The 22,157-nt window shown below is 43.7% G+C and carries 18 protein-coding genes and 1 riboswitch; of the genes, 5 read left to right on the top strand and 13 right to left on the bottom strand.

Annotated features, from left to right (window positions below; translation table 11 throughout):
* Positions 1-24: 24 nt before the first annotated feature.
* The 4 genes from JMV76_RS04405 to JMV76_RS04390 form a co-directional block, all read right to left on the bottom strand.
* Complete coding sequence (locus tag JMV76_RS04405; RefSeq protein ID WP_201501776.1) at positions 25-1,014, bottom strand: uroporphyrinogen-III synthase; 990 nt, start codon at positions 1,012-1,014, stop codon at positions 25-27.
* A 98-nt stretch (positions 1,015-1,112) separates the two neighbouring features.
* Positions 1,113-2,147 (bottom strand): hydroxymethylbilane synthase, encoded by a 1,035-nt coding sequence (hemC, locus tag JMV76_RS04400; RefSeq protein ID WP_201501775.1) that lies wholly within the window; start codon positions 2,145-2,147, stop codon positions 1,113-1,115.
* A gap of 218 nt (positions 2,148-2,365) precedes the next feature.
* On the bottom strand, positions 2,366-3,103 hold the full coding sequence (locus JMV76_RS04395) for a LytR/AlgR family response regulator transcription factor (RefSeq protein ID WP_045443089.1): 738 nt from the start codon (positions 3,101-3,103) through the stop codon (positions 2,366-2,368).
* 304 nt (positions 3,104-3,407) lie between these two features.
* On the bottom strand, positions 3,408-4,559 hold the full coding sequence (locus JMV76_RS04390; protein WP_201501774.1) for a sensor histidine kinase: 1,152 nt from the start codon (positions 4,557-4,559) through the stop codon (positions 3,408-3,410).
* Between the two features lie 125 nt (positions 4,560-4,684).
* Between JMV76_RS04390 and argH the strand changes: the two genes are divergently transcribed.
* Both argH and JMV76_RS04380 read left to right on the top strand, forming a co-directional pair.
* Positions 4,685-6,058 carry an argininosuccinate lyase gene (gene argH / locus JMV76_RS04385; protein ID WP_045454898.1) on the top strand — a complete coding sequence of 458 codons (1,374 nt, stop codon included), beginning with the start codon at positions 4,685-4,687 and terminating at the stop codon, positions 6,056-6,058.
* A 306-nt stretch (positions 6,059-6,364) separates the two neighbouring features.
* On the top strand, positions 6,365-6,655 hold the full coding sequence (locus JMV76_RS04380) for an oxidative damage protection protein (RefSeq protein WP_045443086.1): 291 nt from the start codon (positions 6,365-6,367) through the stop codon (positions 6,653-6,655).
* Between the two features lie 89 nt (positions 6,656-6,744).
* Here JMV76_RS04380 and phoU read toward each other — a convergent pair whose 3' ends face one another.
* From phoU to pstS, 5 genes are all read right to left on the bottom strand, one after another.
* Positions 6,745-7,551 (bottom strand): phosphate signaling complex protein PhoU, encoded by an 807-nt coding sequence (phoU, locus tag JMV76_RS04375; RefSeq protein ID WP_045454895.1) that lies wholly within the window; start codon positions 7,549-7,551, stop codon positions 6,745-6,747.
* A gap of 119 nt (positions 7,552-7,670) precedes the next feature.
* A complete protein-coding gene (gene pstB / locus JMV76_RS04370; protein ID WP_201502068.1) occupies positions 7,671-8,597 on the bottom strand; it encodes a phosphate ABC transporter ATP-binding protein PstB in 927 nt (308 codons plus the stop codon).
* Between the two features lie 97 nt (positions 8,598-8,694).
* Positions 8,695-9,600 carry a phosphate ABC transporter permease PstA gene (pstA, locus tag JMV76_RS04365; RefSeq protein ID WP_045454893.1) on the bottom strand — a complete coding sequence of 302 codons (906 nt, stop codon included), beginning with the start codon at positions 9,598-9,600 and terminating at the stop codon, positions 8,695-8,697.
* A 91-nt stretch (positions 9,601-9,691) separates the two neighbouring features.
* A complete protein-coding gene (pstC, locus tag JMV76_RS04360) occupies positions 9,692-10,645 on the bottom strand; it encodes a phosphate ABC transporter permease subunit PstC (RefSeq protein ID WP_201501773.1) in 954 nt (317 codons plus the stop codon).
* A gap of 196 nt (positions 10,646-10,841) precedes the next feature.
* Positions 10,842-12,005 carry a phosphate ABC transporter substrate-binding protein PstS gene (pstS, locus tag JMV76_RS04355; RefSeq protein ID WP_201501772.1) on the bottom strand — a complete coding sequence of 388 codons (1,164 nt, stop codon included), beginning with the start codon at positions 12,003-12,005 and terminating at the stop codon, positions 10,842-10,844.
* 292 nt (positions 12,006-12,297) lie between these two features.
* Positions 12,298-12,442, top strand: a riboswitch (TPP riboswitch).
* Between the two features lie 249 nt (positions 12,443-12,691).
* On the opposite strand from pstS, the gene thiC reads away from it, so the two are divergent.
* Positions 12,692-14,632 (top strand): phosphomethylpyrimidine synthase ThiC, encoded by a 1,941-nt coding sequence (gene thiC / locus JMV76_RS04350; RefSeq protein WP_201501771.1) that lies wholly within the window; start codon positions 12,692-12,694, stop codon positions 14,630-14,632.
* A gap of 64 nt (positions 14,633-14,696) precedes the next feature.
* Here thiC and JMV76_RS04345 read toward each other — a convergent pair whose 3' ends face one another.
* From JMV76_RS04345 to JMV76_RS04330, 4 genes are all read right to left on the bottom strand, one after another.
* The gene (locus JMV76_RS04345) at positions 14,697-15,833 is read right to left on the bottom strand and encodes a hypothetical protein (protein ID WP_201501770.1); all 1,137 of its coding nucleotides are present in this window, start codon (positions 15,831-15,833) and stop codon (positions 14,697-14,699) included.
* 6 nt (positions 15,834-15,839) lie between these two features.
* Positions 15,840-16,907: a hypothetical protein gene (locus JMV76_RS04340; RefSeq protein WP_201501769.1), complete on the bottom strand. Its 1,068-nt coding sequence runs from the start codon at positions 16,905-16,907 to the stop codon at positions 15,840-15,842.
* A gap of 125 nt (positions 16,908-17,032) precedes the next feature.
* Positions 17,033-17,935 (bottom strand): fructose bisphosphate aldolase, encoded by a 903-nt coding sequence (locus tag JMV76_RS04335; RefSeq protein ID WP_201501768.1) that lies wholly within the window; start codon positions 17,933-17,935, stop codon positions 17,033-17,035.
* A 192-nt stretch (positions 17,936-18,127) separates the two neighbouring features.
* Entirely contained in the window at positions 18,128-18,976 is an 849-nt protein-coding gene (locus JMV76_RS04330) for a hypothetical protein (protein WP_045454888.1), read from the bottom strand.
* A gap of 318 nt (positions 18,977-19,294) precedes the next feature.
* Here JMV76_RS04330 and JMV76_RS04325 point away from each other — a divergent pair, with 318 nt between their 5' ends.
* Together JMV76_RS04325 and JMV76_RS04320 are read left to right on the top strand one after the other, a co-directional pair.
* Positions 19,295-21,202 carry an ABC transporter ATP-binding protein gene (locus JMV76_RS04325; protein ID WP_201501767.1) on the top strand — a complete coding sequence of 636 codons (1,908 nt, stop codon included), beginning with the start codon at positions 19,295-19,297 and terminating at the stop codon, positions 21,200-21,202.
* Between the two features lie 51 nt (positions 21,203-21,253).
* Positions 21,254-22,144 carry an alpha/beta fold hydrolase gene (locus JMV76_RS04320; protein ID WP_201501766.1) on the top strand — a complete coding sequence of 297 codons (891 nt, stop codon included), beginning with the start codon at positions 21,254-21,256 and terminating at the stop codon, positions 22,142-22,144.
* Positions 22,145-22,157: the final 13 nt, after the last annotated feature.

The raw sequence follows: 22,157 nt of genomic DNA, 5'->3' as shown, positions 1-22,157 counted from the left end.
TCATCGGTTGGTACATTTATACATTTAACAGGCTTTAGCATGGATAGCAGCAAGAATAGTTTCTGGTGCCAAATCTTCCACACGCCAATAACTTAACTGCTGTTCAGCGACCATATTGGCTAAACGCTCACCCAACACCACATAAGAAAAGTCTGACAATTTATAGGGCAAAATAGCAGGGGTTTCTCTGGCTGTTTCTTGCTTTAATGCCTTTTCTGCCACAGCCCGAACAATGCTTTCCCAATGCTCAAAGGCTGTACCGCTACTGACCACAACGATTGGCTTTGGCTGACTAGCTGATGTATCTTGCATATCATTGCGAGCTACAAACCCTTGTAGCCACTGCTCGTATTGAGCCATCGCATCGACCGGCATTATGCGCTCATACCAAGCAATGCTATCGATATGCACACCGCGTGCCAGCAACGTATCGACCAATAATCGCCTACCACCCAATCCGCGCCACACGAGCAACTTGTCACCTGCTTGCAAATGCTCAATCTCAGGCATCGCTAGCATACCTTCGTTATTGGCAATGTGAGGCTGAAGTACTTGATAGTTCGACGCCTCGATTTTGGCATTGTTTAATACCGACGCGGTCGCTTCACCCACGGCAATCAAGTAGCTCGGCGCTTGCAGAGCATTAATTGCTATATCTTTTCGCTCATTATTATTATCATTGTCATTGTCATGGTTTTGAGCTTGACGCTCATCTTCAAGCGCTTGCCAAACAGCCAGTCCTGAAGCAGCCGCCGTTGGGCTAACAATCACAAGCGCTTTATAATCGCCTGCTAGCCAATGCCGCATCAGCGTCATGTCTTGCTCAGTCGTTGGGCGCGATTGTAACGTCAACATCGGTATCTCTACCATCGTCAGCCCTGCTGCTTGTAGATGATCCGTCAATGCAGCGGCACGCTCCACTGGGCGAGTATTGATGACTACTTGCGTGGGTGATGACTCATTATTTGATTGACTGTTAGCAATAAGCTGGGCGTGATTTAATGTTGATGACATAGACATACCATGACAAAAGACTGATAGAATTGGCTTAACGATAGCCCTAGCATCAATAATACTGGGGCTATGACTAAGATAATCAAAATACTGGCCTGTTATTCAGGATGATAAATCGCGGATAAGATATCACCCGCACCATCGGCAAGCAGTATATTGGCAACATCAATACCAAGCTGATTAGCCTGTACTTCTTGCTCTTCTTGTGTGCCAATCAACGTGACACGTTTTTCTGCTTTTAGCAGCTCACTGCCATCCGCTTGACCGACGCGGCCACGTAGCCATAACACATTGCCGTTGTCGTTATTGCCATTGTCACCGTTATCATCATTGTTGCTGCTTGTTTCATCCGCCATTTGTAACACAGCATAAGCAGCAATGGGCACTTGGCAGCCACCCTCTAAATGACGGTTTAGCGCGCGTTCAGCAATGAGGCGGATACGAGCTTTATCATCATTCAGTGGTGCCAGTAATTTTAGCACCTCATCATCACCTTCACGGCATTCAATCGCTAAGGCGCCCTGACCAACCGCAGGCAGGCAGGCATTGATATCAAGCTCGCCGCGTATGCGCTCATCCAGCTCGATACGCTGCAAACCACTGGTCGCTAAAATAATCGCATCATACTCGCCAGCATCCAGCTTGCCCAAACGTGTACCGACGTTACCGCGTAAGGTTTTAATTTGTAGGTCTGGACGATAGGCTTTAAGCTGACACTGACGACGCAAACTAGACGTGCCAACGACTGCCCCTTGCGGCAATTCATCAATACTATTATAGGTGTTAGACACAAAAGCATCAGTCGGTGAGGCGCGTTTGCAATAGACGCCTAGCACCAAGCCTTCAGGAAGCTGCATCGGTACGTCCTTTAATGAATGTACCGCGATGTCCGCTTGTTTGTCATATAGCGCTTGCTCAAGCTCTTTGACAAACAAACCTTTACCGCCAATTTTAGCCAAAGGTGTGTCCAAAATCTTGTCACCCTTAGTGACAATTTTTAGCAAGTTAATCGTCAATTCAGGATACAAATCTAGTAGACGAGCACGGATATGCTCAGCTTGCCATAATGCTAAAGGGCTCTGACGCGTGGCGATATTCAAGGTAGTCAAAGCAGTTTGCTGCGGATTGCTCATAAAGGGCCTCAATAAATTCGATACTGTTCACGTCAGTACTATGCAGGTCAGTATTAAACAATACTGTAAATTTTCCACAAAAAATGGGCGATATAAACCATATATAGTCAATGCTGACGCAAAAAAAATACCCCTATTTAAGCATAAATAAGGGTTTGATGATATGGGATGATTATTTCACGGTTATTTTGCTGTTATTTCACTATGCAAACCGCAGCTTACATGCTTTGAATCTTGTCACGTAATGCAGGTAAGTGACGGCGGCTAACCGCGAGTGTCTCATCAATGCCTTTAAAGCGTATTTGATATTGTCCTGCATCCAACGTTTCTAAAAAGTCCAAAAAGCTAAGGTTGATGATGGCATTACGGTGTACTCGAAACAGCCGATCCTCAAATTCTTGCTCAAGCTCTTTTAGCGTCTCATCAATCAGGACAATGCCATCTTTGTGACGGACTTTGACGTACTTTTGATCGGCGGTAAAATAATAGATATCTTTAAGCTTGATGAGCTCAACGCCTCGGTGAGTACGAGCAGCGATATGCTCACGTACTGGCCGCGCTGTTGGGTCTTCGAGTTTACGAATCTCATTTAACTGCGCCGCGTTCAAATTTTTCGCTTTATCTAGTGCTTCTAGTAACTCATCTTTATTGGCAGGCTTTAATAAATAACCAATCGCATTGGCTTTTAGCGCGGCAATGGCATAATGATCATAAGCGGTGACAAATATAATAGCTGGCGGATGCTCAAGCTTGGCAAGCTCTTGCGCACAGCGCACCCCATCCATCTCAGGCATACGAATATCTAATAATATGATGTCTGGCTGCTGAGTTTTGACAGCGATAATGGCTTCTGCACCCGTGGTTGCTTGAGCAACGACTTGATGACCTGACTCCTGTACAATTCTAACCAAACGCTCACGTGCTAGTGGCTCATCATCACAAACTACGATACGCATGCAAACTCCAATCCCAGGATAAACTTAGTATTTTTTTCAATGGCCTTACCAACATATTAGCACTCATTACCAATCACTTAGCATAAAAACCTTTAATTATTTCATAAAACAATAACTGGCTATATTGACGTTGATAGCCTTGTGCATTGAGTTTTATTGCGATGCATTTATCGATAATAATTTTTATGGGGGATCATGGCTAAATATAAAGTAAAACAACCCATTAGCTATAAAGATGATGCAATAAATATGCCATACCTATTTCTTGAGAAATAAAATACAAAATTAAGCCCCAACAAAATGGTCATAAACTAACATCTTGCAGCGGATAGTCGATGACGGTAATAATTCGACTACTGGTAACGCTACTTTTAATATCCGCACTTTGACCGAAATAAGCCCGTAAACGTTCCGCTTGAATATAAAAGTTCATGTGCTGACGTAAATCATGGTTAATAATCATGGTTTTTTTCGGCAGCGCGACACCAATCGTAATCACAACCCGATGCTGCTGCCAAGTGACTTTAATATTGATATAAATGGTTTCAGTGGTCATCTCCACCACATTCAGCAGCATTTTTTCTAGCACGCTCTGTAAGGTCAAGGCGGTAATCACCATGTCATACATGATATCTTCGTCAGGTAATTGCCAACTCACTTCAAGCTTATCCGCTAAGCGGCTAGACTCAATCGCTAGATAGTGCTCACAAAGAGCAATTTCTTCTTCAAAACTAATCTCTCGTGCCCCATTGAAACTGGCACGGAATAATGCAGAAACGTGCTGTAATAAAGCAGAAGCTCTTGCTGGATTGGACTCTATCAGTGACACAAGGGTATTAATGGTATTAAAGAAGAAATGCGGAGCGATTCGTGCTTTGATCACATCATTTTGTGCACTCAATTTCTGCTCAAACGATTGTTTGAGCGCATTCGTCTCACGATAACGACGTAAAAAATACAGTAAGAACACTAAGGTAAAGCCACCACTAATCACCGCATCAAATAATATATTTAGAATAAAAGTTTGACGGTCATATTCAAACCAACCAATATTAATCATCACCAGCATGACTAAAATCATGGATATGGTAGATGCCACCATGAGTAAGGCAAGCACATACATGCTGGCTTTAGGTATGCTCATACCCTTAAAAATGGGACGCAAATAATCAATGAGGTATAAGGAAGGAATAATACTCAAGGTGTTTTGCAGGACTCTGCTAAACAGCTGAATCAAAAAATCTGACCACGTGGCAATATCATAGCGATTTATTACCGTGACAAATAGTGACCAAAAAAAGATATAAATGAACCACTGCCAAGGCTTCATGACTTCCATGAGCTTGGGAATAAAAAACTCTAAGCGCTCCGCTAGTAAGGCAACCTCATCCTTTGCTATACTTGAGCTCTTATTCTGCTGACTTGTCTTGTACCGATATGAACGCCAATTCTTCAAAACCTAGTAGTCCCGAATCAAATGTAAACCCATCTGTCTCTGATTCTAGCACAGATGCTCCGATAACAAATAACGCTGCACAAAACAACCCTGTAAGCAGTTCTTCAAACAGCCAAGGCCAGCAGATGTGGGGCGGACGCTTCAGTGAAGCGACGGACAGCTTTGTTGCTGCCTTCACCGCCTCTGTGGGCTTTGACCAACGCTTTGCACGTCACGATATTCAAGGCTCAATCGCCCACGCGACCATGCTTAAAGAATGTGACATTTTGACCGCTGACGAAGTAGCCACCATTATTGATGGTCTGCATCAGGTACTGCGTGAGATTGAGGCTGGCGAGTTTAACTGGTCAATCGCGCTAGAAGACGTGCACATGAATGTTGAGTCGCGCTTGACTGACATCATCGGCGCTGTTGGTAAAAAACTGCATACGGGTCGTAGCCGTAACGATCAGGTTGCCACCGATATTCGTCTTTGGCTACGCGAAGAGACTGATAATATCATTGCCTTATTAGTACGCTTGCAAAGTGGTTTACTTGATTTGGCTGAGCAGCATACTGACACTATTATGCCCGGCTTTACGCATTTACAAACGGCGCAGCCAGTGAGCTTTGGTCATCACGTCATGGCGTGGTTTGAGATGTTATATCGCGATACCGAACGTCTGGTCGATGCGCGCCGCCGTATTAATCAGATGCCACTTGGTAGTGCTGCCCTTGCTGGCACGACATTCCCAATCGATCGTACCATTACTGCTGAGTTGTTAGGTTTCGAAGGTATTTGCCAAAACTCGCTTGATGCCGTATCAGACCGTGACTTTGCGATTGAATTTACCTCAGCCGCTTCTATCTTGATGATGCATATGTCACGGATGAGCGAAGAGATTATCCTATGGATGTCAGCGCAGTTTAACTTTGTACAAATCCCTGATCGCTTTTGTACTGGCTCATCTATCATGCCGCAAAAGAAAAATCCTGATGTGCCAGAGTTGGTCCGCGGTAAAGCAGCACGTGTCTTTGGGCAGTTAATGACACTTTTAAGTCTAATGAAGAGTCAGCCACTGGCTTATAACAAAGACAACCAAGAAGACAAAGAGCCGTTGTTTGATTGCGTCGATACGCTTACCGGCTGTTTATTGGCTTTTGCTGATATGCTACCGAATATCACTCCAAATAAAGAAAACATGCGCGCCGCTACGATGAAAGGCTATGCGACTGCGACTGATCTTGCAGATTATCTGGTACGCCAAGGCGTGGCGTTCCGTGATGCGCATGAAGTGGTCGGTAATGCCGTTGCTTTGGGTATTGCCGAGGGCGTTGATTTAAGTGATTTATCATTGGCACAGCTACAGCAGTTTAGCGATGCAATCGGTGATGATGTCTTTGAATATTTAACGTTAGAAGGCTCATTAGCAGCCCGTGACCACTTAGGTGGTACAGCACCAAATCAAGTTAAGCAAGCCGTTGCTCGCGGTCGCAGCCGTTTAGAGGTATTTGCGTAAAAGCGCATTGTTGACCTGACAGCTTTTACCATAAAAAACACCCGCCCCTGCTGCGGGTGTTTTTGATACCATGATGAGGTAAAGTAAATTCAGCTAATAATATTTAAGGCGCTCATGCTGAATAAGTGCTAACTAATACCATTCACAGAAATTAGAGTAGCAAGGAAAACGAGTGAAAGTACTACGCCTTGTAGGCTAAGCGAGTTTGACACAGCTAATCTTACTTTTTGGGTTTGGTATAACTATTCTCATGAGTGATTCAATAACATATTTTTATAATAACCAAACCATAATAAGGAACGCCTTATGACTGAAACTTTTAATCCGCAAGCCAATACGGTATTTTGCCGTAAGTATCAGCAAGAATTGCCAAAAATGCCGCACCCGCCTTTTCCTAATAAAAAAGGTCAGGAGCTACAAGAAACGGTATCTGACAAAGCGTGGAAAGAATGGCTTGAACAGCAAACGATGCTGATTAACGAAAACCATCTAAGTATGTTAGATCCTGCTGCCAAAAAATTCCTCACCGAACAACGGGATAAATTTTTAGATAATGAAGATTATGAGCGTGCACAAGGTTGGACGCCGGAGAGCTAGTTGTTTTTTATTATTGCCATAAAATAAAAAACGCGCTATTTAATATCGCGCGTTTTTTTGGATGTAAAATTAACGATGAACTGTTTTTTTCAGCCCTCATCACCGTTTGAGTCTACAAAATCAGCGGCTGAATTGACGGCAGGTTTAGTGGCAGACAGGGTGCTGACTTGGCGCGCCGCCATACGGTCATTGGCTTCTTGCACGGCTTTTTCGACCAGCGCATAGTCGGAATGACGCACATCTTGCCCACTAATATAGTTAATCACCAGTTCTGCAATATTTTGTGCATGATCGCCTACCCGCTCAAGCGCGCGCAATACCCACATAATATTGATAACTTTTGAAACGTGCCGTGAATCTTCCATAATATAGGTCATCAAAGCACGGATGGCTGACTGATACTCATCATTGACCATGCTATCGTTACGCATGACCTCAAACGCTTGCTCAGCATTCGATTGACTAAATGCCTCTAGCGCATTGTGCAGCATCAAACGAACCTGATTGCTGAGGTGTTGCACCTCCGCATAACCGTATGACAGTTTACCTTGTGCCGCAATTTTTTTGGCCATCTGAGCGATTTTGACAGCTTCATCACCGATGCGTTCTAAATCAACCACGCCTTTACTGATGGACATGACCAAGCGTAAATCACTGGCAGCTGGCTGGCGTTTGGCGACCAATAGCAAGATATGCTCATCCAACTCGACTTCCATTCGATTGATATCAAAGTCCATATCAATCACCTCTTGCGCCAGTGTCTCATTTTTATCGATAAGCGCATGGATCGCTTTCGCCACTTGGTTGGCCGCGCTATCACCCATGTATAAAAATAAACGGATAGCTTCATCAAGATCTTGGTCAAAACTTTTGGAGATATGCTTATCGCTTTGCATAAGAGGTATTCCCTAAAATCCATATTTTGGTAGCGCGGTGTGGCTGTTGAGTCGAACAGATTGGCTCACGATATCTTATCGAACATATCGAGCACGTCGTCCTTGCTCAGACCGCGATGTTAGCCATAACGACCCGTAATATAATCTTCTGTGGCGGTTTGGGCAGGCTTGGTAAATATCTGGTCGGTCTCGCCCATCTCAATCATATCGCCTAAGTACATATAGACGGTGTAATCTGACACGCGCGCGGCCTGTTGCATGTTATGCGTGACAATGGCAATGGTGTAATCCTGTTTTAAGTCTTCAATCAAATCTTCGATCGCACCTGTCGAGATAGGGTCAAGCGCTGATGTCGGCTCATCAAGCAGCAATACTTCAGGCTTGGTCGCGACGCTACGCGCAATACACAAGCGTTGCTGCTGACCGCCTGATAACGAAAGCCCTGATGCTTTGAGCTTGTCTTTTACTTCTGGCCATAATGCAGATTTTTTGAGTGCCCACTCTACCCGATTGTCTAGCTCAGCCTTGCTCAACTTTTCATAAAGGCGTACTCCAAAGGCGACATTGTCATAGATTGACATCGGGAACGGGGTTGGTTTCTGAAAGACCATACCAACTTGGGCGCGTAGCAAATTGACATCGACGTCTTTACCCAAGATATTGTTGCCATCAAGATTAATATTGCCTTCTGCCCGCATACCTGGATATAAATCATACATACGGTTGAAGGTACGCAACAGCGTCGACTTGCCGCAACCTGAAGGACCAATGAAAGCAGTGACTTTTTTATCAGGAATATCGATATTGATATTTTTTAGCGCTTGAAAGTCACCATAATAAAAATTCAGATCTCGAATTTGCATTTTTGCTGCAGGCATGTTTTTGGGAATATCATGAAGCGTCTGTTTGGTTAGGCTGGCAATATCTGGCTGCTCTATTTGTGCTGCCGTCGACATCGGTCTGTTTAATAAACTGTCTGTTGTTGGATTAAATTTATCTGCCGCATTGAATTTATCGACAGGCTTTTTTGTACGGATTTTACTCATGACGTCATTCATAATATGTTCCAACCCAGCTCAATGAATATAAATGGAAGTAAATGCTCGAGGTAATCTAGGACAAGCCTTAATTTACCATCAGTCTTTATTTAGCCTGACCTCTACTACCGATGAACCTTGCCAAAATGTTTAATACCAAGACAGAGGTCGTGATCAGCAACGCTGCCGCCCACGCTAAGGTATGCCAGTTATCATAAGGACTCATCGCAAACTGGTAGATGGTATTGGGCAAGTTGGCAATAGGCTGACCCATATCTGTACTGAAATATTGGTTGTTAAGCGCCGTAAATAGCAACGGTGCTGTCTCACCGGTGATTCGAGCAAATGCCAGTAACACCCCAGTGGTCAGTCCTGCTCTAGCCGCCTTAATCGTTACTTGAGTCACCATTTTCCACTTGGGTGTGCCAAGTGCGTAAGCCGCTTCACGAATGCTATTAGGAACCAGATTGAGCATATTCTCAGTGGTACGCACGACCACAGGAATAACGATTAATGCCAAGGCCAACGCGCCTGCCCAACCAGAGAAACTTTGACCTTTTACCATTAATGCATAAATAAAGAGACCAATCACAATCGAGGGTGCGGATAACAAAATATCATTTAAGAAACGCGTTACCTTGCCAAGCATACTGCCTTGAGCGAACTCGGATAAATAAATACCCGTCATGAGGCCAATAGGTGCACCGATAAACAATCCTGAAAACGCGAGCATTACTGAACCGACAATGGCGTTACGCAGCCCGCCCGCACTCATCGGTGGCGGTGTATCAGCAGTAAAAATAGGCAGCTGCACAATACCTTGAAAGCCTTCAACAAAGAGCGTCAACAATATCCAAAACAACCAAAATAGTCCAAAAACCATCGCCGACATGGCAAAGCCTAGACCTAACTTGTTGGTCAAACGGCGCTTGTTATAAAGGTTTTGATTGTAGCGGCTAGCGCTGTTTGGCTGAGTCGGTAGTGGTGCATTGATCGCATTGTTAGCAGCCATACTATTTATTTCCCATATCTTTTATCAATATCTATCAATGTTTATTGATGTCCAATAAATCCGTAAAACACCTATCGAGATTGTCAAACGACTACCGATTGCCTGCCTTGTGATCCATGCGCATGAGCATGAGTTTTGCTAGAGATAGTACAATGAAGGTGATGACAAATAAGATTAAGCCTAAATGTAATAAGGAAGCCAAATGTAGCTCACTCGACGCTTCGGCAAACTCGTTGGCTAAAGCTGAGGTAATGGTGACACCAGAGGTAAATAGACTCGGACTGATATTAAAGGCATTACCAATCAAGAAAGTCACTGCCATCGTCTCACCCAATGCCCGACCCAGTCCTAAGATCACGCCACCAACCACGCCAGCTTTGGTATATGGCAAAATGATCTTGAACATGACTTCCCACGTCGTTGCGCCCATACCATATGCTGATTCTTTAAGCAGGTCTGGCACAACAGAGAAGACGTCGCGCATGGTAGCGGCGATAAATGGAATGATCATGATGGCGAGTACAAGGGATGCCGTAAACATACCCAGTCCCATTGGCGCGCCCGTAAATAGCTTGCCAATGATAGGCAATGGACCGACGTGCTCAATAAACCAAGGCTGAATGTGATCACCGAAGAAAGGCGCAAAGACAAACAATCCCCACATACCGTAAATGATAGAAGGGATACCCGCTAATAACTCAATGGCAATACCAAGTGGTTTTTTGAGGAAGGTTGGGCACATCTCGGTCAAAAATATGGCAATGCCAAAACTGATTGGTACTGCAATAAGAATAGCTATAAATGACGTTACTAGCGTGCCATAAATAGGGGCAAGAGCCCCGTACTCATTGGCGACCGTATCCCAATTATTACTGGTATAAAATCCAAGACCAAATGCCTGAATGCTCGGCCATGCTCCGATGATCAAGGAGACTAAAATGCCGCCCAACGATAAGAGTACCAATATGGCAAAAGCCTTAGTAGCATTCACAAACAATAAGTCATAGCGCTTTTGTTTAGCCAGTTGGGACCTTAAATCATTCATAAGTGTCTCAGCATTAAATAGGATCAAGTCAAAATAGTAGAAGCATTCATTCGGTTTTATCACAACAAACTTGTCATCAAATTTGCTGTGATAAAACCTCTCAAATAACTACCGGAGAATAGTTATTCGAGAGGATAACTCGAAAGGGACTAGTAAGGCACTGACAAGATATTAAAGAATATTTAGCAGAAACAGGTTACTGAGCAGGCTTATAAACAGGCTGTCCATCACTGCCTTTTACCTCGTTCCATTTTTCCTTGAATAAGGCAACCGCTGCATCAGAGAATGGTACGTAATCGAGTGCCATGGCATCATCGTCGCCTTGGGTATAAGCCCAATCAAAGAAGTTCAACACGCCAGCCACTTGCTGAGGATTCTCTGGCTGCTTATGTACCAAGATAAAGGTCGCAGCAGCGATCGGCCATGCTTGCTCAGTCTCAGAGTTGGTGATGACTTTATAAAAGCCTGCTTGCTGTGACCAGTCGATATCACCTGCCGCAGCAAATGTCTCAGCAGATGGTTGAACGACGTTGCCAGCAGCGTTTTTCAATGCAGTATGTGACATGTTATTTTGCTTAGCGTAAGCATATTCCACATAACCGATAGAGTTTTTCATACGGTTGACGTAGCTTGAAACCCCTTCGTTACCTTTACCACCTGCACCAGTCGCAGAAGTTGGCCATTTGACTGTTTTATCAACCCCGACGCTGTCTTTCCAGTCTGGTGAAACCTTGGCAAGATAATCCGTAAAGTTAAACGTTGTCCCTGAACCGTCTGAGCGGAATACTGTCGTAATAGCGGCATCAGGCAAAGTCAAATCTGGGTTCATGGCTTTGATAGCAGGGTCATTCCAATTACTGATTTTACCCAAATAGATGTCTGCCAACATTGCACCGTCTAATTTCAACGCGCCCGGCTCAATACCATCGATGTTGACGATTGGCACGACGCCACCGATAACCGTCGGAAACTGAATTAAGCCTGCTGCGTCTAGCTCTTCAGGCGTCATCGGCGCGTCAGACGCCCCAAAATCGACTGTCTTTGATTCGATTTGTTTGATACCACCAGAAGAGCCAATCGACTGGTAATTGACTTGACCACCGGTAGCAGCGTTATAGTCGTAAGACCATTTAGCATAGATAGGCTGCGGGAACGATGCCCCTGCACCCGTGATATTCATAGCGATATTCTCAGCAGATTTAAAACCTGCTGCAGAAGCAGAGGTTGTCTGAGTAGTTGCTTCAGTGGTGGTGACAGCGCTACTGCTATCCGCAGCTGGCTCTGTCGTTTCAGTCGATTTATTACATGCCGTAAGCACTAATGTACAACTAACGGCCACTGCTAATAACGAATAACGCATGTAGGACTCCTAAAGTTTAACAACGATACAAAAAAGCATTGTTTGTGACATGCGTGCTATCTTGCCAAATTTTTATGACAGTTTAATGACAACCTCCAGAATCTTTCATTCGCTTTACATAATATTTAGATAAGCTATCTACAGCTCAGTAATATCAAGTGATTTCAATCACTGGTACTCTAGAGTCGTTCTCATAAAAACATCGAACCTCAAACTCAACGCCTGATATTTTCATCTAAATATCATTAGCCCTCATTGCAGAACTTTGTTAGTATTGAGTTGATTTACAACACTGACAGACTCGGGGTGCGGTGTATTATTGGCTCGCTTTACTAAACTTGCTTTATTAAAGTAGTCGTCTTTATACATTCGCTGAGAGATCACCCGCCGAACCTGATGCGGTTAGTACCGACGCAGGGAAGTCTTAAGCACTTTGTTATTTATGGCAAAGGACGTGCAGAAATGCCTTTTTTATCCTCATTACTCCCTTAATGTGCCTGATGTACTATTAAGTAGTGAAGACTGATATAAAGCTGCGTCCAACGTTTGATGAGCATCATCCGCGACTATGTTTTTTGGTCGTAGGCTAATGCTCATGAGCTGAATTTGTCTGGATCACAGGTGCTACCCCCCGCAGCTACTGGCGGTGTTGCTTTTATTCAAAAACCAACACGCTAGGACAGCATATGACAACTTTATTAGCCACTTCTCCTTCTCAAAAACCTTCTAAGACAGATGCGTTAAAGACCCCTGCTCACCGCAGTGCTAGTGATGCGCGCTTTGAAGAAGACGCTCGCGATTTACACCGCATACTCCCCGCCTCTCGTAAAGTCTATATCGAAGGCTCTAGATCCGATATTCAAGTACCCATGCGTGAAATCACGCTTGACCCTACTCCTGTGCAAGGCGTTTCTGAGAACGAATGGGAACAGAACCCACCCTTTTATGTATATGACACATCAGGCGTGTATACCGACCCCAACGTCGAGATTGATTTGACGAAAGGCTTGCCGAAACTGCGTGAAGGTTGGATAAATGAGCGCGGTGATACCGAGCAATTAAGCGGACTGTCTAGCTCTTACGGAATGGCACGCGCCCGCGATATCAGCACTGCCAATCTACGATTTGCTCATATCGACAAACCTCGCCGCGCCAAAGATGTCGATGGCAAAGCTGGCAACGTCACGCAGATGTACTATGCACGCCGCGGCATCATCACCCCAGAAATGGAATATATCGCCATTCGCGAAACCCAAAAGCAGCACGAATTGACCGATATGCGTCAGCATGACGGTGATAACTTTGGCGCTAATACGCCGACGGTTATTACCCCTGAGTTTGTGCGGAGTGAAGTGGCGGCTGGGCGAGCGATTATTCCAAACAATATCAATCACCCTGAATCTGAGCCGATGATTATCGGACGCAATTTCTTGGTTAAAATTAACGCCAATATTGGTAACTCAGCGCTAGGCTCTTCTATCGATGAAGAAGTGTCCAAGATGACGTGGGCCACACGTTGGGGTGCGGATAACATCATGGATTTATCCACTGGTAACCATATTCATGAAACGCGTGAATGGCTGATTCGTAACTCGCCCGTACCTATTGGTACCGTACCCATTTATCAAGCGCTCGAAAAAGTCGATGGCGTAGCAGAAGATTTAACGTGGGAAATATTTCGGGATACACTCATTGAGCAAGCAGAACAAGGCGTTGATTACTTCACCATTCACGCCGGTGTACTGCTGCGTTATGTGCCGCTAACTGCTGGACGCTTGACGGGCATCGTCTCGCGTGGCGGATCTATCATGGCGCAGTGGTGCATGTTTCATAATAAAGAGAGCTTTTTATATACTCATTTTGAAGATATCTGCGAAATCATGAAGCAGTATGACGTGGCGTTTAGTCTAGGCGATGGCTTGCGCCCAGGCTGCTTGCAAGATGCCAATGATGAGGCGCAATTTGGTGAGCTGCGTACCCTTGGCGAGTTGACTCAAATCGCTTGGAAGCATGACGTGCAGGTCATGATTGAAGGTCCGGGACATGTCGCGATGAACCGTATTAAAGAAAATATGGACTTGCAGCTTGAGGTTTGTGCCGACGCGCCTTTTTATACCTTGGGACCATTAACGACTGATATCGCACCCGGTTATGACCACATCACCAGTGCGATTGGCGCGGCAATGATTGGCTGGTTCGGTACGGCCATGCTGTGCTATGTCACGCCAAAAGAGCATTTAGGTCTGCCTAATAAAAAAGATGTTAAAGACGGTATCATCACCTATAAAATCGCAGCCCACGCGGCTGATTTGGCTAAAGGTCATCCCGGTGCGCAGGCACGTGATAATGCGTTATCGAAAGCACGATTTGAATTCCGCTGGGACGACCAGTTTAATCTGGCGCTCGACCCAGATACCGCCCGTGAGTTCCATGATGAAACCTTGCCTAAAGACGCGCATAAGACGGCGCACTTTTGCTCGATGTGTGGACCTAAGTTTTGCTCAATGAAAATCACTCAGAATGTGCGGGATTATGCGGCAGGGCTGGATAAAGATGCCGCTAATAAAAAATCAACTCCGAAATCGGATGATTCAATCAATGTAGGTCATGTTATTAAAGAGGTGTAGTGCTTTACTTACTGAAAACTGGCTAACTTAAAAAGCTTGAATCCATCCACTGGGTTCAAGCTTTTTAAGTACTTACTTGTGAGGGTTGTAAAAAAACCCGTTTCAAATAAGAATCGCATAACTTCATAATGATTAAATAAACAAGCAAAATCAGTGGATAGCCAAAGATAATAATAATAATAGTATAACCATGATACCTGCTGGCATGCTCGCCCAGTAACCAATCTATAAGATATATCTTATAGAAAACTATCATCAATACGATAAATGGAACTATCAGAATCCCTAACCATGTGACCATCCATGCTTTTTTAAGGCTTTTCTTCCGGCTCCAATACATAAGTCCATAGTGAGCACCCCCTAACAAACATATCAAAAACAACAGAAGTATTAATGAGTCTAAGTTAATTAACCACTGTGCTAGAGGCATTGGTTGTGGTTGATAAGATATCTCAAGAACATCTTGAGGCAGATGATCAAAGACCCACTTCGAATCAGCTTGTAGCGCTCCATCTAAAGGCTTACCAAGATTAGTCTTTAAGTATTGTGGTTCATCAGCAATCTTTAGAGTAACGGTCAGGTCACCAAAGCTTTTCCAAGTTTTGGCAGGTTTTAATGAATAGCTATAGATATACTGATTGGTCCAATTACTACGGTCTATTGTAGGATGAGCAGAATATTTAACATTAATGACATGATTGCCTTCGCTTAAGTTTATCTCAAAGTATTTAGCGTCATTATTGAACGGCACAGCCGTATCCGTTTCCGGATCATAATAAGCAGGCAATGATTTTGAATGACTTTCATAATCATAATTGATGAGTACTGGTACCGCTTGCCCATCGACTTCGACTATAAAGCTTTTGTCTGCATCATTACCTATGCTATCGAACACCTCAAAAACCAAAGGTATTCGATCGCCTTCTTTAGCGCTATAAATTTCGTAAGTGACATCATAGTCAGCTTGATTAAAACCTTCAGCAATATTGATATCTATGCTTTCAGACAATATATCGATATCTTTGCTTGAATATGCCGTACTGGCATTAGTACCGTCGATAATGGGAGACGCCATATTGGCATAGCTAGACATGCTAGTACTTAATAAAAGCAATCCTAAAATGATCCTACGCATTAATATTCTCTCAAATGGCTCGTCAGCTAGCTGTTCGCGAATCACAAAGCTATTTACAGCCTTCAACTATAATTACTTTACTGTTTTAGTAACCGTCTGTTTAACCATCATAAAAACCACAAAACTAATTATCAAATAAATAGGTGTTATTACTATATAGCCTAACGGCAAAACCCATATAAAGAACAAATCACGACTGTCTCCTGTTGCGCCTTGACCAATGATCATATCTGTCACCAGTAGATAGAGGTAATAAATTATCAGGCTAAGCAGAGGCACTAGGAAACCACCCACGAGCATGACTGTCCAAAGGGTTTCGGGCTGGGCTTGCTGTCTACGTTTCATCATACGTAAATGTAGTCCACCCAATACAAATAGCGCGAAACTTATAGTTATGAATGGCGAAACAGCCGTCAAAACTTTTGCCACAGGATTCAGAGGTGCTTGAATAGTAAAATCAATCTCTTTTGTTAGATTATCTTTGAAATGCCATTGGTTATTAGAAGGTAAAGTATTCTTCATGCCATCGATACTCATACTGATATAGTCTAAACTACCATTGAAATTTAGCTTAATAAATGACCCTTTAAACTGCTTATCATCACTGACGCTCTCCTTCATCGGCACTAACGAATAAGAGTAAGTGCTTATCCCAGTCCAATCACTGCCATAATAATGCGGCTGGACGTCATAAGTAGCTGTAATAGTATGCAACCCTGACGACAAATCCAGGTTGATATACTTTGAATCTGCTCTGAATTGCTCTAAACCAGTATTGGCTGGCATATAGAAGTCAGATGTCTCAAGCCCTTTATTATCTTCAGTAACCGTTACGACAGGCACTGATTGACCATCGACAGTAATTTCGAACTCATTACTTTGTCCAAATTCATCGAATACTTCAAAAACCAATGGGAATTGAAGCCCTTCACGATTGTTATACAGCTTATAGCTCACTGTATAACCAGCATTATTAGCATCATCTGTAATATCGATATTAACTGTCTCTGATATAACATCGATGGCATTATTAAAATAAGCAGCGCTTGCCCAAGTACCTGAATAGCCTACAGGCTCCATAGATTGACTAGAAACACTCCAACTTAATAAAAACAATCCTAAAGTAATAAAGCGAAACACAACCTCTCCAGAAACCATAAAAACAAACACAAGTTTAATAAATATCTACTGTGAATGCCATTAAAAAAATCCCAGCAAACCTAAAGTCAGCTGGGATTCAAAATCAATTATAAAAGTATAAGGCTTTAAACCTTCGACGCCTCATAAATCTCTTCGATTGAGTTATTAATCGTTTCAGAAAATGCTTCATCACTTTGCTGCTTACTCAGCCCCTCAGTAAAGGCCCGTGAAAAACTAGCAATCATACCTGGATTTTGCTTGAGCTTAGCACAAGCATCGCCACGGCTGTAGCCGCCCGATAACGCCACAACTTTTAGCATTTTTGGATGATCAATCAGCTCTTGGTAAAAACCCGCTTCTTCTGGCAAAGTCAGTTTTAGCATCACTTGCTGCTCATCGTTTAAACGCTCAAGGTTGCGCAAAATATTAGTTTTGAGTATTATTTCACATTCATGCTTTTTGCTACTGTTGATATCTACTTCAGGCTCTACGATTGGCATCAGACCTTTTGAGAGTATCTGTTTTGCCACATCGAATTGCTGTTGCACGACCAGCTCAATGCCATCGACATTCGGCTCATAAATTACTGAGCGCATTTTGGTGCCAAATACTGGATAGTTTTTGGCTTTATCGAGTAGCAAATCTAAATTTGGCATCGGACGCATCACTTGGACGCCATTCATTTGCTCAGCCAAACCCTTATCCACTTTTAAAAACGGTACGATATTTTTATCTTCCCATAGATAATTGGCCGTCGGTTTGCCATTGACCTCACGTTCCATAGTATCTTCGAACAAAATCGCCCCAAGCACACGCTCATTATCAAAAGCCTCACAAGTCATGATACGCGCGCGCATTTCATGCACTTGGTCGAACATGGCTTCATCGTTGTCATAATCATCGCCTGTGACACCATAATTCTCTAACGCTTTTGGTGTACTGCCACCACTTTGATCAAGTGCCGCAATGAACCCTGAACCATTTTTGATACGTTGTAGTTGTTTGTTATATTGGTTTTGATATTCCATTGAGAGTGCGTCCTATTGTTATTTGTTAAGGTCAAGTGTCACAAAGTAAATCGCTTTTTATTGGCTAATATCAGCCTTACTGTTTGTAGACAACCTTATCATAGGACGCTCTTTGTGCCTATATCTGATAAGTTAACGCGTTGATAAAATAATTATCACCTATCCTATAAGCAAACTCACTAGGCTAAACGTTTATGCTAAAAACAGCACTGCCACACAGCAAATGGCTAATAATAAACCCAATACATTAATACGGTTAAGCGACTCCTTAAACACACCAACCCCTATCAAGGTTGCCACTGCAATGACACCGACATTCATACCGGTAAAGACGATGCTAGGCGACTCGGATAATAATTGATGCGCACGTACATAAGCATAAATATTGCCCATATTGAGCGCACCTAATAACAATCCTGCTGCGAGCGCATTCCCCTGCCAGCGCACCCGCGTAATCAGCAAATAAATAAACAGCAATAATCCTGCTAAGCCAAAACTGACAAATAATGTAAGAGGAAAAGCAGCGCCCTGCTTGGCAACTTGCTTGAACAAGATATCAATAATGCCATAGCCTGCCCAGACGCCAAACAACCATAGCGGTGTATGCTTCGATTGTCTGCTAATCTGACCCTGCTGTGGACGATAAATCAACGCTCCGAGTGCTAGAAAGCCCAATAACAGTCCAAATATTCGCGTGCTGGTCAGTATTTCACCAAACAATAAAAAAGCCGCGACGATAGGAATAATCAACGATAGCCGCTGAGCCGCATCGGTTGCTACCATTCCCACAGATTCAATCGCCCTTCCAAGGACAATAAACACGGCGGGAAGCAGGATACCAAGCGCGATAATAATGCCCCATGCACTGCCAAGCGTACCGAGTCCACTGACGTCTGGCTTCAATAAAAACCACGTCAGCAGAAAAGCCACCGGATAGCCTGCGACGATAGTCTGCCGTATGTCTATATTTTTCTGTCGTAACACTTTTAGCAATACTGAAACGGCGACACTACAAAGCACCGCTATCGTCAAATATATCATGAGCTATTACCTTGTTAAACTGCCGCTTTATGGGGACATTATTCGCTCATCATTCATATACTGAAGATAAAGCGCGAACCGCCAATTAGGATAAAGCCATAGAATGTAACAAAGTATTTCTTACACAGCAATCTATTTATTGGCTTTTATTCGACTGCTGACAAGTAGCTCTTTAGCCTTCAATTTACAATTAGCATGCAGGTCTGATTGGGAAGTTTGCTAAAATAGTACTCAATCCTAATAACAAAAGTAAAGATTCAAAATAACGAGTAATGTCGTTGATTTTGGCGTACTGCTATTGATGTTTTATGACTGCCTATGAATGCTCTATTTCGATTTTTTGAAACTCGCCTCCCTGCCTTTCCTGAAACCCCTATGCCGCTACCTTCACCCCGTGAGGGCATGCTAAAGTTCTTGTGGGCGTGTACCAACGGTTTACGTGGCTGGCTATTGATATTTATGATTTTGTCTGCGGGCATTGGCATCTATGAAGCGATGCTATTTGCTTGGATTGGGAATATTGTTGACTGGCTAGGCGTCTATACACCGCAGAATCTGTGGTTAGAAAAAGGCGATATGCTACTGCTCATGCTAGCCGTCATGATCATGAGTCCGCTATGGATTGCATTGTCATCATTCATCCATTTTCAGACCTTGCAAGGCGTCTTTCCTATGCAAATGCGCTGGCGCTTTCACCAGCGGATGCTTGGGCAATCGATGCAGTTTTATCAAGATGAATTCTCTGGACGTGTCTCAGCCAAAGTAATGCAAACCGCACTGGCCGTACGTGATACAGTCATGACCGTCACCGACATGTTTATGTATGTCACCGTTTATTTTATTACGTCAGGTGTCATTTTATTTAATCTGGACAGCCTATTATTAATCCCGTTTATCGTTTGGCTAGTCTTGGTTGCGCTGACCATTTGGTACTTTATTCCTAAGCTCAAACAAACTGCCATTGTGCAAGCCGATGCCCGTGCCTTGATGACTGGCCGCATTACCGATGCTTATGCCAATATCATGACCGTCAAGCTGTTTAGCCATTCACGCCGTGAGCTGAGTTATGCCAAAAATGCCATGGGGCAATTTTTAGGTACCGTCCATGCACAGATGCGCTGGGTCAGTTACTTAGAAGTATCAACCCATCTAATCAGTGTGATTTTGGTTAGTGGCACTGCAGCTATTGGCTTATATTTATGGCAACAAGGCGCGGTCGGTGTCGGTGCGATTGCTGCCGCGACAGCCATGGCACTACGTTTGAACGGTTTGACTCGTTGGATCATGTGGCAAACTGCCAGTCTATTTGAAAGTATCGGAACCGTACAAGATGGCATGCGTACCTTATCAGCGCCGCAAAAAATCGTTGATAAGCCCAATGCACCCGCCTTGAAAGTCACCGAAGGTCGTATCGTTTTTGATCATGTTGATTTCAGTTATGAGAATGATAGCGACGCTGTCGAAGGCGATATCTTAGATACAGTGAAAACATCAGCAACGCCTACTACGAAGACTAAACTGCTCGATAACTTTTATTTGGACATTAAACCCGGCGAAAAGATAGGCTTGGTTGGGCGCTCAGGTGCCGGCAAATCTACCTTAGTTAATTTATTGTTACGCTTCTTTGATGTTGATAGCGGTAAAATCCTTATCGATGGACAAGCAATTGATGAAGTCACCCAAGAGTCTTTGCGCCAGCAGATAGGTATGGTGACGCAAGATACGTCTTTGCTACATCGGACAGTACGTGAAAATATCGCTTACGGTCGTCCTGACGCAACCGATGAAGAAATTATTACCGCTGCCAAGCAAGCGCAAGCATGGGACTTTATTAAAGACTTATATGATGATAAAGGCAATACAGGACTTGATACCCAAGTCGGTGAGCGCGGCGTCAAACTATCTGGCGGTCAACGTCAGCGTATCGCCATCTCACGTGTTATGCTGAAAAATGCGCCCATCTTACTATTGGACGAAGCGACCAGCGCCCTTGACTCTGAGATTGAATTTGCCATTACCGAAAGCCTGAATGACATTATGACAGGTAAAACGGTTATTGCGATTGCCCATCGTCTCTCTACCATTGCCGCACTTGATCGATTGGTGGTCATGGATAAAGGTCAAATTATCGAACAAGGCAGCCATGATGAATTATTAAATCTACACGGTGTTTATGCTCGCTTGTGGCACCGTCAAAGTGGTGGTTTTTTAGGTGAAGACAGCTAAGTACAACCCTTAATTTTCATTAAAAATCAGACACAAGGAGGTGTGTACATTATGAAAGCATTTGCAAAAAATATTAATATTAGTGGAAAACAAGCGCGCTACTATAACCTTAGCCAGCTTACACCATCGATACAATCAAGTACTGCCTCTCGCGTGCCAGCACACTTTTATGGTGGCAATAGTTTTACCGTTGGTACTTATAGTCCCTTATTAAATGCGCTGGCAACTGACTTCAAAATCAGCTCGCTTGCACTTCGTGGCTATTGGTATGACAAGCCGCAGCGCCGTCGTCTTACGCGCGAGCAGGATGCTGAGATACTTATTGAGTTTTTAGAAAAAACGCAAGACAAACCCATCGTTGGTATTGGTCATTCGCAAGGAGCCACTGCCACTGCCATCGCTGCAGCCCAGCGCCCAGATCTGTTTTCACAGCTCTATTTAATAGAGCCTGTGACGTTTACCAAACCACAAGCCCGACTCTATAATCTATTGCCGCGTAAGCTTCTGCTTAGTCGCGAACCGTTTAAAAGCACTCTCACCAAACAATCTACTTGGGCAAGCATCGATGATTATTATGAGAACTTACGCGCTCAACGTGCTTATAGGCGAATGAGTGATGCGCATTTGCGGGTATTTGCAGAGCAAAGTTTATCCAAAGATACCAGTGGCAGTTACACGCTGATATTTGCGCCTGAGCAAGAGCTCGCCAACTATTTCGGCGCGCCACATATCGATACCGCTCTCAAGCAATTAAGCTGTCCTTATACACTTATCACTGGTAAGCCGACGTTGTTTATTAACCATAAAGTGCGACAACAATGGCAAAAATTCGTCCCTGATGACAGCATCATATCTTTGTTAGATTACGGTCATCTACTGCCGATGGAAGCACCTGAATTATGTGCTCAAGTTATCAATGAGCATTATCATAGTCATAAATAAGCTGAGCCGTCTA

It is taken from the genome of Psychrobacter cibarius (assembly GCF_904845955.1).
Classification (GTDB): domain Bacteria; phylum Pseudomonadota; class Gammaproteobacteria; order Pseudomonadales; family Moraxellaceae; genus Psychrobacter; species Psychrobacter cibarius_B.
The sequence above is the reverse complement of the archived record's forward strand: the minus strand, read 5'-3'. Positions and strand labels throughout refer to the sequence as shown.

What these genes read in the sequence shown, in the direction of transcription:
- JMV76_RS04405 (WP_201501776.1), bottom strand. Translation starts at nt 1,014, where the DNA reads ATGTCATCAACATTAAATCACGCCCAGCTTATTGCTAACAGTCAATCA.
- hemC (WP_201501775.1), bottom strand. Translation starts at nt 2,147, where the DNA reads ATGAGCAATCCGCAGCAAACTGCTTTGACTACCTTGAATATCGCCACG.
- JMV76_RS04395 (WP_045443089.1), bottom strand. Translation starts at nt 3,103, where the DNA reads ATGCGTATCGTAGTTTGTGATGATGAGCCACTAGCACGTGAGCGTTTG.
- argH (WP_045454898.1), top strand. Translation starts at nt 4,685, where the DNA reads ATGTGGGGCGGACGCTTCAGTGAAGCGACGGACAGCTTTGTTGCTGCC.
- JMV76_RS04380 (WP_045443086.1), top strand. Translation starts at nt 6,365, where the DNA reads ATGACTGAAACTTTTAATCCGCAAGCCAATACGGTATTTTGCCGTAAG.
- phoU (WP_045454895.1), bottom strand. Translation starts at nt 7,551, where the DNA reads ATGCAAAGCGATAAGCATATCTCCAAAAGTTTTGACCAAGATCTTGAT.
- pstB (WP_201502068.1), bottom strand. Translation starts at nt 8,597, where the DNA reads ATGAGTAAAATCCGTACAAAAAAGCCTGTCGATAAATTCAATGCGGCA.
- pstA (WP_045454893.1), bottom strand. Translation starts at nt 9,600, where the DNA reads ATGGCTGCTAACAATGCGATCAATGCACCACTACCGACTCAGCCAAAC.
- pstC (WP_201501773.1), bottom strand. Translation starts at nt 10,645, where the DNA reads ATGAATGATTTAAGGTCCCAACTGGCTAAACAAAAGCGCTATGACTTA.
- pstS (WP_201501772.1), bottom strand. Translation starts at nt 12,005, where the DNA reads ATGCGTTATTCGTTATTAGCAGTGGCCGTTAGTTGTACATTAGTGCTT.
- thiC (WP_201501771.1), top strand. Translation starts at nt 12,692, where the DNA reads ATGACAACTTTATTAGCCACTTCTCCTTCTCAAAAACCTTCTAAGACA.
- JMV76_RS04335 (WP_201501768.1), bottom strand. Translation starts at nt 17,935, where the DNA reads ATGGAATATCAAAACCAATATAACAAACAACTACAACGTATCAAAAAT.
- JMV76_RS04330 (WP_045454888.1), bottom strand. Translation starts at nt 18,976, where the DNA reads ATGATATATTTGACGATAGCGGTGCTTTGTAGTGTCGCCGTTTCAGTA.
- JMV76_RS04325 (WP_201501767.1), top strand. Translation starts at nt 19,295, where the DNA reads ATGAATGCTCTATTTCGATTTTTTGAAACTCGCCTCCCTGCCTTTCCT.
- JMV76_RS04320 (WP_201501766.1), top strand. Translation starts at nt 21,254, where the DNA reads ATGAAAGCATTTGCAAAAAATATTAATATTAGTGGAAAACAAGCGCGC.